This window comes from Streptomyces sp. AHU1 (assembly GCF_045343905.1).
Classification (GTDB): Bacteria; Actinomycetota; Actinomycetes; order Streptomycetales; family Streptomycetaceae; genus Streptomyces; species Streptomyces triticiradicis.
In genome coordinates this window covers 1,968,362-1,981,498 of sequence record NZ_CP174283.1, presented here as the reverse complement: position 1 = coordinate 1,981,498, position 13,137 = coordinate 1,968,362, and the positions used below count along the sequence as shown (strand labels likewise).

General features: G+C 72.8%; 12 protein-coding genes, 6 tRNA genes and 1 pseudogene. 10 read left to right on the top strand and 9 right to left on the bottom strand.

Going from position 1 to position 13,137, the window contains the following annotated elements:
* The first annotated feature begins 172 nt into the window (after positions 1–172).
* On the top strand, positions 173–1,132 hold the full coding sequence (locus ACICHK_RS09085) for a phosphotransferase (protein ID WP_406836501.1): 960 nt from the start codon (positions 173–175) through the stop codon (positions 1,130–1,132).
* Between the two features lie 74 nt (positions 1,133–1,206).
* Positions 1,207–1,509, top strand: coding sequence for a zf-TFIIB domain-containing protein (locus ACICHK_RS09080; RefSeq protein ID WP_103547841.1), 303 nt, complete (start codon positions 1,207–1,209; stop codon positions 1,507–1,509).
* Positions 1,510–1,669: 160 nt separating this feature from the next.
* On the opposite strand, the gene ACICHK_RS09075 is transcribed toward ACICHK_RS09080, so the two are convergent.
* The 5 genes from ACICHK_RS09075 to ACICHK_RS09055 all read right to left on the bottom strand — a co-directional run bounded on the left by ACICHK_RS09075 (position 1,670) and on the right by ACICHK_RS09055 (position 2,147).
* A tRNA-Val gene (locus ACICHK_RS09075) sits at positions 1,670–1,744 on the bottom strand.
* Between the two features lie 40 nt (positions 1,745–1,784).
* Positions 1,785–1,856, bottom strand: a tRNA-Val gene (locus ACICHK_RS09070).
* Positions 1,857–1,890: 34 nt separating this feature from the next.
* Positions 1,891–1,962: transfer RNA gene (locus ACICHK_RS09065), tRNA-Val, on the bottom strand.
* A gap of 1 nt (position 1,963) precedes the next feature.
* Positions 1,964–2,037, bottom strand: a tRNA-Cys gene (locus ACICHK_RS09060).
* A gap of 37 nt (positions 2,038–2,074) precedes the next feature.
* Positions 2,075–2,147: transfer RNA gene (locus ACICHK_RS09055), tRNA-Gly, on the bottom strand.
* Between the two features lie 156 nt (positions 2,148–2,303).
* Between ACICHK_RS09055 and ACICHK_RS09050 the strand changes: the two genes are divergently transcribed.
* The 3 genes from ACICHK_RS09050 (at position 2,304) to ACICHK_RS09040 (ending at position 5,161) form a co-directional block, all read left to right on the top strand.
* A complete protein-coding gene (locus ACICHK_RS09050) occupies positions 2,304–3,350 on the top strand; it encodes a chorismate-binding protein (protein ID WP_406836500.1) in 1,047 nt (348 codons plus the stop codon).
* A gap of 85 nt (positions 3,351–3,435) precedes the next feature.
* Positions 3,436–4,257 (top strand): aminotransferase class IV, encoded by an 822-nt coding sequence (locus tag ACICHK_RS09045; protein WP_151468430.1) that lies wholly within the window; start codon positions 3,436–3,438, stop codon positions 4,255–4,257.
* Between the two features lie 79 nt (positions 4,258–4,336).
* Entirely contained in the window at positions 4,337–5,161 is an 825-nt protein-coding gene (locus tag ACICHK_RS09040) for a GNAT family N-acetyltransferase (protein ID WP_406836499.1), read from the top strand.
* 92 nt (positions 5,162–5,253) lie between these two features.
* Here the strand turns inward: ACICHK_RS09040 and ACICHK_RS09035 are convergent, their stop codons facing one another.
* Positions 5,254–5,775 carry a DsbA family protein gene (locus ACICHK_RS09035; RefSeq protein WP_406836498.1) on the bottom strand — a complete coding sequence of 174 codons (522 nt, stop codon included), beginning with the start codon at positions 5,773–5,775 and terminating at the stop codon, positions 5,254–5,256.
* 173 nt (positions 5,776–5,948) lie between these two features.
* Here ACICHK_RS09035 and ACICHK_RS09030 point away from each other — a divergent pair, with 173 nt between their 5' ends.
* Both ACICHK_RS09030 and ACICHK_RS09025 read left to right on the top strand, forming a co-directional pair.
* Complete coding sequence (locus ACICHK_RS09030; protein WP_151468433.1) at positions 5,949–6,395, top strand: hypothetical protein; 447 nt, start codon at positions 5,949–5,951, stop codon at positions 6,393–6,395.
* A gap of 155 nt (positions 6,396–6,550) precedes the next feature.
* A complete protein-coding gene (locus ACICHK_RS09025) occupies positions 6,551–6,703 on the top strand; it encodes a hypothetical protein (protein ID WP_167455603.1) in 153 nt (50 codons plus the stop codon).
* A gap of 149 nt (positions 6,704–6,852) precedes the next feature.
* Here the strand turns inward: ACICHK_RS09025 and ACICHK_RS09020 are convergent, their stop codons facing one another.
* Both ACICHK_RS09020 and ACICHK_RS09015 read right to left on the bottom strand, forming a co-directional pair.
* Entirely contained in the window at positions 6,853–7,410 is a 558-nt protein-coding gene (locus tag ACICHK_RS09020; protein WP_151468434.1) for a CGNR zinc finger domain-containing protein, read from the bottom strand.
* A gap of 245 nt (positions 7,411–7,655) precedes the next feature.
* Positions 7,656–8,069, bottom strand: coding sequence for an SsgA family sporulation/cell division regulator (locus ACICHK_RS09015; protein WP_003959770.1), 414 nt, complete (start codon positions 8,067–8,069; stop codon positions 7,656–7,658).
* A gap of 191 nt (positions 8,070–8,260) precedes the next feature.
* Between ACICHK_RS09015 and ACICHK_RS09010 the strand changes: the two genes are divergently transcribed.
* The 3 genes and pseudogenes from ACICHK_RS09010 to ACICHK_RS09000 all read left to right on the top strand — a co-directional run.
* On the top strand, positions 8,261–8,719 hold the full coding sequence (locus ACICHK_RS09010; RefSeq protein ID WP_406836497.1) for a TIGR02611 family protein: 459 nt from the start codon (positions 8,261–8,263) through the stop codon (positions 8,717–8,719).
* An 82-nt stretch (positions 8,720–8,801) separates the two neighbouring features.
* A tRNA-Val gene (locus ACICHK_RS09005) sits at positions 8,802–8,873 on the top strand.
* 853 nt (positions 8,874–9,726) lie between these two features.
* Positions 9,727–10,563: pseudogene (locus ACICHK_RS09000) on the top strand (ABC transporter substrate-binding protein); the annotation flags it as partial.
* A gap of 130 nt (positions 10,564–10,693) precedes the next feature.
* Here ACICHK_RS09000 and ACICHK_RS08995 read toward each other — a convergent pair.
* Positions 10,694–13,090 (bottom strand): SCO7613 C-terminal domain-containing membrane protein, encoded by a 2,397-nt coding sequence (locus ACICHK_RS08995; RefSeq protein WP_406836496.1) that lies wholly within the window; start codon positions 13,088–13,090, stop codon positions 10,694–10,696.
* Positions 13,091–13,137 lie beyond the last annotated feature (47 nt).

Sequence of the window (13,137 nt, the reverse complement as noted above, 5' to 3'; positions counted from 1 at the left end):
GGGGAGCTGCGCGGGCATCTCTTTGTGCCGTGTGCCGTGTGCCGGGCTCCGGAACGCCGGGGCTCCGGGGCGCGAGGCGGGGTGCCCGCCCGGCTGCCGCGGTGCCGGGTGCCGGGGTCCGCCCGCGGCTGCGTACCCTCACCGGCAGATGCCGTACAGCCCAGGGAGATCCGTGACCGTAGACGGCCTGCTGCCCGCGCTCACCGCCGTGGCGCGCGACGCGGCCCACCCGGCGGCGCCCGTGCCCCACCCCCGCGGAGCCTGCCCCTGCGGCGCGGAGGACGCGCTCCTCGCGGACCGGGACGACGGCACGGTGGTCCGCCACGGCGACATCGTCGCCAAGGCCCACGCCCCGGACACCGAACCCCACGAGCTCGCCCTGCGCGTCACCGCGGCCACGCGTCTGCCCGGCATCCTCCTGCCGCCACTGGACCCCGCCCCCGCCGGACTCCTCGGCCGCCGGGTGACCCTCTGGCCGTACGGCTCCCCCGTCGATCCCGACACCCCCGACGCCGCCCCCTGGGAGGAGGCCGCGACCCTGCTGGCCCGACTGCACCTGGCCCCCGCCCCGGACGGGCTGCCGCCCATGCGCGGACCCGTCAAGGCCGCCCGCGCGGTGGCCCGGCTGCGCGCGGCGGGCCCGCACCCGGCCGCCGCGCCGGTCCTCGGGGCCTGGGCCGCGCTGCCCGGCTGGGCGCGGGCCGAGGCCCCGATGCCGGACACCGCCACCCTGTGCCACGGCGACCTGCACCTCGGCCAGCTCGTGCGCCGCCCCGCGCCGGACGGTCCCTGGCTCCTCATCGACGTCGACGACCTGGGCGTCGGCGACCCGTCCTGGGACCTGGCCCGCCCCGCCGCCTGGTACGCCTGCGGGCTGCTGCCGCCCGACGAGTGGATCCGCTTCCTGACCGCCTACCGGGACGCGGGCGGTCCCGCCGTTCCCGCCGACGGCGATCCCTGGCCCGCCCTGGACGTCGCGGCCCGCGCCCTCACCGTGCAGACCGCGGCCCTCGCGGTGGCCAAGTCCGCCGCCGCGGAGAGGCCGTTGGACGAGGTGCAGCGGGCCGTGGTCGACGCCTGTGACCGAATGAGTGCCCTCCCGCCCGAGTTGGCCCGAGGTTTCGCGACGTAGGCTGCAACCGACCGAGGCCGGGCAGTGTCTGTCCTGGCGGAAGCAGTACCGACCGGCGAGGAGTTGAGCCGAGCATGCAGTGTCCGAAATGTCATGCGCCGATGCACACGTACAACCGCAACGGCGTCCAGATCGAGCAGTGCAGCGGCTGCCGAGGGATCTTTCTCGACTACGGCGAGCTGGAGGCGCTGACCCGCGTGGAGTCGCAGTGGTCCCAGCCCGCGCCGCCGCCTCCGGGCGCCCCGCAGGCGTACCCGTCCGCGCCGGCCCCCGCCTGGGGCGCCCCGCAGCACGGCGGTCACGGCGGTGGTCACTACGGCGGTCACGGCGGCCACCACCGTCACAAGAGCTTCGGCCACATGCTCTTCTCGTCCTGAACGACACGAAGGGGCTCCCTCCCCGGCGGAGGGGCCCTTCGTCGTGTCCGGGTCCGCGCGTGTCCAGGCCCGTGGGTCCGGGCGGCGGACACGGCGCGCCCCGGCCGGAGCGCGGGGGTACGACGAAGCCCCCGGCCGTCGAGACGGCCGGGGGCTTTGCTGGTGCGCGATACTGGGATTGAACCAGTGACCTCTTCCGTGTCAGGGAAGCGCTCTCCCGCTGAGCTAATCGCGCAGGTCACGCGGCCGGGGCCACGTTTGCTGCCGGTACTGCGTGCGCGATACTGGGATTGAACCAGTGACCTCTTCCGTGTCAGGGAAGCGCTCTCCCGCTGAGCTAATCGCGCGGGGATCCTTGCGGATCAGGTCCTTGCGGACCAGTGGACGATACTGGGATTGAACCAGTGACCTCTTCCGTGTCAGGGAAGCGCTCTCCCGCTGAGCTAATCGTCCTTGGAGGTGGAGACGGGATTTGAACCCGTGTAGACGGCTTTGCAGGCCGTTGCCTCGCCTCTCGGCCACTCCACCAGGAGTGCGGGTTCGGGAAGATCCCCCACTTCCTGCGAGCGGACGACCAGGTTCGAACTGGCGACCTCAACCTTGGCAAGGTTGCGCTCTACCAACTGAGCTACGTCCGCTTGTCGTTTCCGTTTCGCTTGCGCGTCCCGGCGACGAGTTGAACTCTAGCGGATTCCCGGGCCAGTACAAAAACGCGTTTGCGCAGCGTGCTGCGGTCTGCCCGCCCGAGGACATGGCCAGGGCACTCGCAGGACACCCGCCCTAGACTCGTCTGCGTGCTCGACCTCCCTCCTCTCGCCCGCTTCGGCGGCCTCGTCGCGACCGGTCTCCTCGACGTCACCAGCGATCCCGCGGCCCTGGACTCGACCGGCTTCTGGGCCGTCTCGGCCGACTTCGAAGGACGTCTGACCTGCGCCCGTTTCCGGGACGTACGAGAGGAGCCGGTGCCCGCCCCGGTGCCCGGACGGTGGCACGGCCCGGCGGCCGGCGACTGGACGTCGTCCCTCGACCGCGCCGCGTACACGGACGGTGTCCGGCGCATCCGGGAGCACATCGCGGCCGGCGAGGTCTACCAGGCGAACCTCTGCCGCGTGCTCTCCGCGCCCGTCCCGCCCGACGCCGACGTCGACGCGCTGACCGCCCTGCTGGCCCGCGGCAACCCGGCGCCCTATGCCGGAACGATTCGGCTGCCGGAGCACGGCGTCGAGATAGCCACCGCCTCCCCGGAACTCTTCGTGCGCCGTGCGGGCCGCGGCGTCGAGTCGGGCCCGATCAAGGGCACCGGACGCACCGAGGCGGACCTCCTGGAGAAGGACTACGCCGAGAACGTGATGATCGTGGACCTCGTCCGCAACGACATCGGCCAGGTCTGCGCCACCGGCACCGTCACCGTGCCCGACCTGTGCGTCGTCGAGAAGCACCCGGGGCTCGTCCACCTCGTCTCCACCGTCAGCGGCGAACTGCGCGAGGACGTCGGCTGGCCCGGACTCCTGGCCGCGGCCTTCCCGCCCGGCTCCGTCACCGGCGCCCCGAAGTCCAGCGCGCTGCGGATCATCGAGGCCCTGGAGACCGCGCCGCGCGGCCCGTACTGCGGAGGCATCGGCTGGGTCGACGCCGACCGGGGCACCGGGGAGCTGGCCGTGGGCATCCGTACGTTCTGGATCGACCGCGCCGACGGCGTCCTGCGCTTCGGCACGGGGGCGGGCATCACCTGGGGGTCCGACCCCGAGGGGGAGTGGCGGGAGACCGAGCTGAAGGCGTCCCGGCTGCTCGCGGTAGCGTCGGGGACGTACGACGCGGGTGACGGGCCCCTCTCCGACTGATCCGGTATCGGGACGGCGCGGGGACCGGGCCGGAACGCTGTGCCGGACGACACACCCGGCACACTCACGAGCGAGGTAGGGACCAGTGAAGCTTTGGCTCGACGGCGGGCTGCAGGACATCGAGGCCGCCCGCGTCTCCGTCTTCGACCACGGGCTGACCGTGGGTGACGGCATCTTCGAGACCGTGAAGACGGTCGACGGCCGGCCCTTCGCGCTGACCCGCCACCTCGACCGGCTGGCCCGCTCGGCACGCGGTCTGGGCCTGCCCGAGCCCGACGCCGACGAGGTGCGCCGCGCCTGCGCCGCCGTCCTCGACGCCAACCCGATGCCGCTCGGCCGGCTCCGCATCACCTACACCGGCGGTCACGGCCCGCTCGGCTCCGACCGCGGAGAGCACGGCCCGACCCTCGTCGTCGCGCTCGGCGGCTCGGCCCCGCGCCCCGACTCCACGGCCGTCGTCACCGTTCCCTGGACCCGCAACGAGCGCGGCGCCCTGACCGGCCTCAAGACCACCTCGTACGCCGAGAACGTCGTCGCCCTGGCCCGCGCGCGCGAACACGGCGCGTCCGAGGCGCTGTTCGCCAACACGGTGGGCCAACTCTGCGAGGGCACCGGGTCGAACGTCTTCGTCGTCCTCGACGGCGAGATCCACACCCCGCCGGTCGCCTCCGGCTGTCTCGCCGGCATCACCCGCGCCCTCACGGTCGAATGGACCGGCGCCAAGGAGACCGACCTGCCGTTCGACGTCCTGGAGCGCGCGGACGAGATCTTCCTGACGTCCACGCTGCGCGACGTGCAGGCCGTGCACCGGGTCGACGGCCGTGAACTGCCGGGCGCGCCGGGCCCGGTGACCGCCAAGGCGATGCGCGTCTTCGACGAGCGGGCCGGAGACGACCTCGACCCCTGAGCGGTCCCGGAGGCCGCCGGCCCGTGATCGCCGGGCAATTCGGCTGACGACGTGCGCCCCAGCGGGTACAACACCCGTGATGACCACGACCCTGCGGCCGACCGAGCCGCTCCACCGCGCCGCCGACGGGACGCTCTCACGCCGCTACCAGGTGTGCGTGAACAGCCGTCCCGTCGGCCGGGTACACCTCGCCACGGAACCCGGCTCGGGCCCGCCCGCCGCCAGGATCCACGAGCTCGGCATCGACGAGCCGGACCGGGGCCGCGGCCGGGGCACCGTGGCCGCGCTGGCCGCGGAGGAGGTGGCCCGCGGCTGGGGCTGCCGGCGGATCGAGGTGACCGTTCCCGGCGAGGCCACGGCGGCCCTGGGGCTCACCGGGACCCTCGGTTACGTGCTGCGCAACCGCATCATGGAGAAGTCGCTCGACGGCTCCGCGCTCGTCCTCCCGCCGGGCAGCGCCGACCGTCCCATGACCCAGGACGAATACGAGGTCTGGGACCGGGCGGGCAGGCTGGACTACGCCGAGGACTGGATCCGGCGCGGGGTGCCGGAGGCCGAGGCGCTCGCCAAGGCGGACCGCGACTTCGGCGGCGCGCTGCCGCAGGGCCCGGCCACCGCGAACATGTGGCTGAGCGTCCTGGAGCACGAGGGCGTCCCCGTGGGCGATCTCTGGCTGGGGCGCCGGGGCGGACTCGCCTTCGTCTACGACGTCCGCGTCCGCGCCGACCGGCGCGGGCACGGACACGGCCGGACGCTCATGCGGCTCGCCGAGGCCCGGGCGGCGGCCGCCGGACTGCCCCGCATCGCCCTCAACGTCTTCGCGGGGAACACCCCGGCCGAGCGGCTCTACGAGTCACTCGGCTACGGGACGACGGAGTACCACCTGTACAAGACGCTGCTCTAGCCGGGACGGGACGCCGCTCCGGCCCGAGCCCGAGTCCGAGACCCGGCCTCGGTTCGAACCCGAGCCCGAGCCCGTCACGGACCCGGCGGGCGTCAGGCCTGTCCGGCGAGCAGGCGGTCGGCGATCTCCTCGATCCGTCCGCGCAGCCCCTCCTGGCTCTTGCCGCCGTCCAGGCGCTCACCGCCGACGACGTACGTCGGGGTGCCGGTGACACCGATCGCCTTGCCCTCGGCCTGGTCCGCGTCGACGATCAGGATGTGCCGCCCGTCGATCAGGGCCGTGTCGAACTCCTCGGCGTCCAGGCCGAGTTCCCGCGCGACCGAGACCAGGAAGTCCTCGCCGCCGCGGTTCAGCTCCTCGACGCGACCGAGTACGGCCTCGACGTACGGCCAGGCGGCCCCCTGCTCGGCGGCCTCCTCGGCGGCCTGCGCCGCGGCGAAGGCGTGCTTGTTCTTCTCCAGGGGGAAGTGCCGCAGGCGCGGCTCCAGACGGTCGCCGTAGCGGGCGCGCAGCGCGCGGAGGTCGGCGAGGGCGTCACGGCAGTCGGGGCACTGGAGATCGCACCAGACCTCCAGGACGACGGGGGCTGGGCGCGCGGTGGAGGAGTCGTTCATGGGATCCAGTCTCCCAGTCCGGTGAGGGGGGCGGCCCCACCGGGACCTGAGGAGGACGGCGACCCCGAGATGTCCCTGAGGTCTGCCCGGACCGTGGCATACCGGGCACGGGGCGGTGCAGGATGGAGGGGACGAGGAACCATGTCGCGCCGAGCCCCGCCTGGAGGACCGGAATGATCGCAGAGACCGTCTGCTCAGCCGTCTCCGTCGCCGGCCTGGGCATCGCCGCGGTGACGGCGTACCGCAAGCGTTTCCTGGCGGCCGCCCGGATCGCCGCCTACTCCCTGGTGCCGATCGGCCTGGTCATGACCGGAGTGGTCGGCTGGCTGGCCGACACCGCGTTCAGTCCGACCGCGTGGGCCGGCTTCGCGGTGCTCGGCGCCGCCTGGGCACTGTTCATGATCACGCGTGCCGTGGAGCGGCGCGAGGGCGGGACGCGGAAGGAACGCAGAGCCGCGAAGGCCGCCGGCCGGCGCGAGGCGGCGGCTCCCGCGGCTTCGGCCCCGTCGCTGGGCCAGGGCTCCGGCCCCGCCGTCCGACCGGCCGCCGCGCCGCGGGCGAACGGCTCCGGGGACGACTTCAGCGACATCGAGGCGATCCTGAAGAAGCACGGAATATGACCTGCTGGGACGACACGAGATCGCATACGTGACACAGGGAACGCGCGGAACCGTTCACGTTCGAGCGCTCCCGTCACATCATCCAGCGAACTCCCGTATGTTCCGGGCGTGTTGATCGCGAAGCGGGCGTCCTCTGCTGCATCATCGCCCGCGAGATGCTGGACACAACAACGAGCGACACCGCTGCTCCTCCCGAGGAGCGGCGTGGTTGTCTCTTCGCGCTCTCCCAGCCGCCGCTGATGATCTTCCTTGCGGTGATCGGCTGTCTGCTGCTCATGGCTTCGCTGCACGACCTGCTGCTGCTCTGAGCTGTACACGGAGCCCCTGGCGCCACCCGCCGAGGGCTCCGTCGGTCCGGCCGGCCGACCCCTTGACCGCGGCGACTCCCGCGGTCCCTGTGGTCGGGTGGTTCCCGTGACCCCTGTGGTCCCTGGGGTCGGGTGGTGGTGCGAGCAGGTCAGCCCGCGGCCTCCTTGCGGCGTGCCCGGTAGGCGGCGACATGGAGCCGGTTCCCGCAGGTGCGGCTGTCGCAGTAGCGGCGGGAGCGGTTGCGGGAGAGATCGACGAAGGCCCGCCGGCAGTCCGGGGCCTCGCAGCGCCGCAGCCGGTCCTGTTCTCCGGCGACCACGAAGAAGGCCAGCGCCATCCCGCAGTCGGCCGCGAGGTGATCGGCGACCGAGGCGCCCGGCGCGAAGTAGTGGACGTGCCAGTCGTAGCCGTCGTGGTCCGTCAGCCGGGGCGTGGTGCCCGCGGCCGCGACCAGCTCGTTGATGAGCGAGGCGGCGACACGCGGATCGTCGGCGGCGAAGACCCCGGCGAACCGGCCGCGAACGTCCCGTACGGCTGCGAGATCGCGCTCCGACAGCACGCCGACATCACTGATCTCGTGCTTTCGCACGAAATCGGCGAGGGACGGCACATCGGCGAGCCCGTCCGCCGTCTCGTCCTCCGGCGCGGTGTTCACCAGATCCACCACGGCGTCGAGTGCGCACCGGGTGTCGTGGGTGATCAGCACGTTTCGCTCCCTGGCCTGGGGGTCGGGCGAGGGCGCCCGCCCGATGCTGGCCGATGGTAGTGGCTTCGCGGCGCGGGGGAGACGGGCGAGGGTGCGCGGGAGCGGGAGCCCGTGTCCGGAAACGCGCAGCGGCGCCGCCACCGCGAACCCTCCGCGGCGCCGGCGCCGGTACCTTCCCTATGCGGTTGTCTGGGCCCGAGCCGTCTCCCCGAGTGGACGGCGCCGGGCGGCTCTGTCGTGACGCGTCAGCTCTCGGCCAGGATGTGTGAGAGCTCCGTGTCGAGATCGAAGTGCCGGTGTTCCGTGCCGGGCGGCACGGCCGCGTCCGTTCGCTTCAGGAATGACTCCAGGGCCCTCGCGGGGGCTTCGAGCAGGGCTTCACCCTCCGGGGAGCTCAGGGCGATGCATACGACGCCCTGGCCGTGGCTCCGGGACGGCCAGACTCGGACGTCGCCGGTGCCGGTGGGCCGGTGGAGACCCTCGGCGAGGAGGTCGCGGGCGAACACCCACTCGACGGTTTCCTCGGCTCCGGTGTGGAAGGTGGCGTGCACGGCGTAGGGATCGGCCGTGTCATACCGCAGTCCTGCGGGTACAGGCAGTGAGGACTCGCTCGACACAACGAGGCGCAGGTGCAGCTCGCAGCTGACCGTGGTGTTCATAAGCGCCAGGGCCTTTCGCTCAGTGTGCGCTCGGGGATTCGCACGTCGGCGAAATCGACATGCCACCTACGGTGCCGTTGTAAACCACTCTGAGGGTTTTGCATGTCTTTATGTAACTCATCCGGCCGAGGGCGCGTTCTCCGGATAGGGCCATTCCGGTGACTGGTTTCTCTCGGGTAGGGTTTGGTCGTATGAATACGGGGAGTGACGAGCTGGGTGAGGCCGCCATGACGGACGGCGGGGCGGACGACGGGGCAGGCGACGGGGCGGAGAATGAGCGAGCGCTCGGTTCGCGTGCGCCCCAATTCATCAAGGCCCGCCGCGCGCTGCACGTGAGCTGGCAGGTCGGCGTTTTCGTCGTCGGGCTCGCGGTGGTCGCCGCCGGTGTGGTCATGCTTCCACTGCCGGGCCCCGGCTGGCTGGTGATCTTCGGCGGCATGGCGATCTGGGCGACCGAGTTCGTCTGGGCTCAGCTCGTGCTCCGCTGGACGAAGCGCAAGGTCACGGAGGCGGCGCAGCGGGCGCTCGACCCCAAGGTCCGGCGCCGCAACATCGTCCTCACCACGGTCGGCCTCGTGATCGTCGCCGTCCTGGTGGGGGTGTACCTCTGGAGGTTCGGGCTCGTGATGCCGTGGAACATCGAGGAGTGACGAGGCCGGGCCGGGCCCTCTCCGGGCTGGTCCGGATGGTCGAAGCCATCCCCTGACATGGGGTAATGTTCTTCCTGCGCCCGGGCGATTAGCTCAGCGGGAGAGCGCTTCGTTCACACCGAAGAGGTCACTGGTTCGAACCCAGTATCGCCCACACGTACGACAGACGGCCCCGGTCCACGACATCGTGGACCGGGGCCGTTCTCGTCGTCCCGGGCCGGATCCGCGAGGTGGGTGGGTCGGGGCCGTGCCGGTACATCCGCCCGTCGCCGTTGGATCGGACGTGAGTCGACGAGGGGCCGCTGCTCGATCCGGACGTGAGCGACGGGCATGTGATGTACCGGCACGGCCCCTTCCGCGCGTACCCGACTGCGGGTACGTCGTGCTCGCCGTTCGGCCCCGCCCGTGCGCCGTCGACTGAGGGTGCAAGATCCAGTTCTTCCGGCTTGGTTCCTGGTGCGGGGAGAGTTTCGGCCCCGGCCGGGGAAAGATCCAGCCCCTCCGGCGTTTGAGGAGCGGGGTCTGGGGCGGAGCCCCAGGGGTGGGAAGGGCAGGGGCGGAGGGGGCGAAAGAAGGTTGTGTCCCGAGAGGGTGAGGGGGGCTGGGGTGGCGGCCCTGGTCGGGGTTCGGGTGGGGAGGTTCGGAGGGGCCGGGGCCCGTGAACGCCGGCGCGGCACACGGACAGGTGTTCCACTCCTCACGCTCCGTTTCCCCCGCCCCCGGCCGGCACCCCCGTGACGGTACGTTTTCGGCCGCGCCGCCGAGTCGTTCCGTCGTCCAGGGAACGTTCGGCGGGCCGACCCGCGCGGGTTCGACCTGCGTACTCGTGTACGAGTGCGCGGGGAAGGGTGTTGAGGCCGACGCGGCGGGATCGGAGTGCCGCACACCGATTCCCGCCCGAATCATTGGCGCGCTCGGAGCACCTCCGCACCTTGTGGTAGCAAGCGCTTGCTTGAAGCGATTCACGCGGACGGCGTCGACGTTGCGGGGAGGCCCGGCAGTGAGGGACGACGGGCTGCGGCGGAGGTGGAAGTGGCGCAGGGGACGGGACGGTGACGATCCGTTACGCCTGGTGGGGCGCGGACGAGCGGGCGAAGCGGATCAACCGGTCCGTCGAGCTCTTTGAGAAGAAATATCCGAAGATCAAGGTACAGACGGACTTCCAGGATTACGTGGCTTTCTGGGAGAAGTTCCAGACCCGGGCTGCGGGCGGAAATCCGCCGGACGTATTCCAGAACGCCGTAGGGTTTCTGCGGAAGTACGACAAGCGAGGGATCCTGCTCGACCTCAAGTCCCAGATGGGCGCCGGAAATCCGAGCCTGAAGAACTTCCGCGCCGGAGTCGAGAAGGTCGGCCAGGTCGACGGAAAGCGGCTCGGAATTCCCGTCGGATCCAACACCATGTCACTTGTCGTCGACGAGAAGGTGTTCGAGAAGGCGGGCGTCAAGCCGCAGCAGGGCTGGACCTGGGACGAGTACTTCGCCGCGCTCAAGAGAATTCACGACACCCAGAAGGTGGCGGGCGACACCGGTTACTTCAGCATCATGTACCTGTACGACCTCTACCTCCGGCAGAACGGCAAGACGTTCTTCACCGAGGGCGGACTCGGTTTCGACGAGGCCGATCTGACGGAGTGGTGGGCCGACGGTTACAACCGCGTCGAGGCCGGCATCGTCACCGATCCCAAGCGGGTCGAACAGGACAAACCCAAGTCCTCCCTCTCGGCGGGTCACGCGGCCTCCGAGTTCACCTGGGACAACTTCACGGTCCGTTATACGGCGGAGGGCGACAGCGGTTACGGTCCGGCGCCGATTCCGACGACCGACGGCAAGCGGGCCGGTCGCACCGGTGCCGGGCAGCGAGGCCGATCGGGTCCACACGAACGACACGGCGCTCCACGGCCTCGCCGCCATCGAGAACCTGGCACTCCTCGGGGACCGGATGCCGTCGTGACCGGTCCCCGAGGACGGCCGGCTAGTCCATCCTCCCCAGCACCTCCCGCACCCGCCGCGCGTCACGGATCCGCTGTTCGTAGGTGGCGCCCAGCGCGAGCAGCAGCAGACCGGCGAGCGCGGGAGGCGTCCAGCGGGGGAGCGCGTCCACCACCTGCACGATGTACGGGGCGAGTTCGTGCAGGGCGTCCAGCACGAGCACGGCGCCGCCCAGCACCAGCGGAGCCTGCAGCCGGTGCCGGGCACCCAGCAGGGTCACGGCGAGCGCCGCGGCGCCCAGCAGCAGCGGACGCTGCCACTGCCCGTCGCCCCACGCCGCGAACAGGCTCGGCGCGAGCGTCACGGACAGGCCGGGCGCGTACGCCGTCCACGACGACACCGAGGTGTCCGAGCGGCGCCTGTACGCGCCCAGGAGCAGGGCGGCGGCGCTGACCGGCAGGGTGTACGCCTCCGGGGAGCCGACACCCCAGGACGCGAGGCGGACCCAGGAGGCCAGCACGAACAGGGCGGTGGCCGCGTACCCGGCGGGGTGCCGGTCCTCCCGTACGGCCGTCCCCGCGGCGATCAGTCCGCACAGGGCCAGGACCGTGGCCAGCAGGGCCGGTTCGGCCACCGCGAGGGCGATGGCGAGCAGCCCGGCCAGGGCACCGGTGATCTCGACCGACAGGGTCGTCGGTCCGTCCTCGGCGCGCGCGGCGAGCAGCGCGGCGGCCACGGGCACGAGCAGCACGAGCAGCGCCGTGTGCTGGGGCTGCAGACCGAGCGAGGCGCCCGCCGCGCAGACGAGGGCCGTCGCGTACCCGAGCGCCGCGGGAGCCGCGACCGGACCGAGGCCGGGCCGCGGGGCGGCCGCCGCGAACAGGACGGTCAGCGCGGCGAGCACCGTCAGGGTCGCGCCCTCGGAGGCCAGCGCGAGGAAGGCGAGGCCGAGGGAGGTGAGCAGGGCGAGCACCAGGGCCGTCAGCCGGGGGCCGGTCCGGCGGGCGTACCCGAGCAGGGCCGCCGTGACGATTCCGTGGACGGACAGCGCGGCCGCGTAGGGGAGTTCGAGGGTCGCCGGGAGGACGAGCAGCGTCGCCCACGCCAGGATCAGCGCGCAGGCCAGGGCGTACGGACGCCATGCGGCGGTGCGGACGGCCACCACCAGGGCGGCGGCGACGAGCGCGAGCACGAGCGGTGCCGTGACCGCGTCCGCGGGCCAGGGCAGACCGTTCGTCACCGCGGCCCGCGCGTCCGCCGGAGCACCGGACCAGACCGAGCCCACCCGGCCGACCGGCCCGAGCAGGGAGAGCGCGACCACGGGCAGTGCCCAGGCCACGGAGAGGGTCCCCACACAGCCGGAGGCCAGGGCGAGTCCGCGGCGCACCGGCGCGGGAAGTCCCGTTCCGGCGACGGCCAGCAGGGCGATGCCGCACACCAGATGGCCGGGGACCGTCCACGCGTCCGGCAGGGACACGCGCAGCACCCCGCCGACCGCGACGACACCGATCAGCCCGCCGACCGCGGCGACGCCCGTCGCGGTGTTCGTGCCGAGGCCCGGCCTCGGGGCGCTCCACGCCGTCGTCAGCGCGATCGAGGCGGCGAGGAGGAGGAGCGCCGCCGCCCGGGCGGCGGCGCCCGGGCCGGCGGACGTCCAGGACAGCCAGCCGGCGGCGAAGGTGCCCCAGCCGCCCAGGCCGTACGCCCCGGCGGCGGCGACGGCGCGGATAGACCTCACGGGCGTGCGCGGGGCGAGCGCCGCGTCGAGCGCCGCCGTGACCAGCAGGGCGGCCGTGACGGCGTACGCACCCGCGGAGGCGGCCACCGCCCACAGCAGCAGCGGCAGCTGCGCGGCGGCCACGGCGGCGGGCAGGGGCAGCCGCAGCGACGCACGCGCCTCGGAGCCCGCCCGGAGCGGCGCGCCCAGCACGACTCCGTACGCCGCCCACACCGCGGCCAGCGCCGCCGAGGCGAGCGCCGCGTAGCCGGCGCCGTCCGTGCGGGGGAGCGCGACCGCGTACAGCGCGTACGCGTCCAGGACCGTCAGCACGAGACCGATCCCCGCCAGTGCCTCGGCCGTCGAACGCAGCCCGCGCCGCAGCAGGAGCACGGGCGCGCCGAGCGCGGCCAGCGTCACCGCGCCGAGCACCAGCGACCGTCCCGCGATCCCCAGGTGCCCCCAGCCGACCAGCGTGAACGCGACGGCGGCGACGGCCAGCAGGACGCCGCCGAGGAGCAGGAGGACGTTCTGCACGCCGGGCGCGGTGGTCTCGGACCGCCGGGCGCTGGGTGCCGGGGGCGCGGTCCGTACGGAGGCCTGCCGGAGGGCGTGGACGAGCCAGGCGCGGCGGGTCAGCAACACGGTCCGGCGCGCGTCGAGTTGCCGCAGCTCGGTGTCGATGAGCCGCAATTCCTCGGCCGGGGACGGGATGTGGGTCATGGTTCGGAGTGTGGTCCGGGCGGTGCCCCCGGACATGAGCGCGCGTA

Excerpts from the sequence above, each read along its gene's own strand:
- ACICHK_RS08995 (WP_406836496.1), bottom strand. The coding sequence starts at position 13,090 with ATGACCCACATCCCGTCCCCGGCCGAGGAATTGCGGCTCATCGACACC.
- ACICHK_RS09035 (WP_406836498.1), bottom strand. The coding sequence starts at position 5,775 with ATGAACGACTCCTCCACCGCGCGCCCAGCCCCCGTCGTCCTGGAGGTC.
- ACICHK_RS09080 (WP_103547841.1), top strand. The coding sequence starts at position 1,207 with ATGCAGTGTCCGAAATGTCATGCGCCGATGCACACGTACAACCGCAAC.
- ACICHK_RS09030 (WP_151468433.1), top strand. The coding sequence starts at position 5,949 with ATGATCGCAGAGACCGTCTGCTCAGCCGTCTCCGTCGCCGGCCTGGGC.
- ACICHK_RS09010 (WP_406836497.1), top strand. The coding sequence starts at position 8,261 with ATGAATACGGGGAGTGACGAGCTGGGTGAGGCCGCCATGACGGACGGC.
- ACICHK_RS09015 (WP_003959770.1), bottom strand. The coding sequence starts at position 8,069 with ATGAACACCACGGTCAGCTGCGAGCTGCACCTGCGCCTCGTTGTGTCG.
- ACICHK_RS09040 (WP_406836499.1), top strand. The coding sequence starts at position 4,337 with ATGACCACGACCCTGCGGCCGACCGAGCCGCTCCACCGCGCCGCCGAC.
- ACICHK_RS09025 (WP_167455603.1), top strand. The coding sequence starts at position 6,551 with ATGCTGGACACAACAACGAGCGACACCGCTGCTCCTCCCGAGGAGCGG.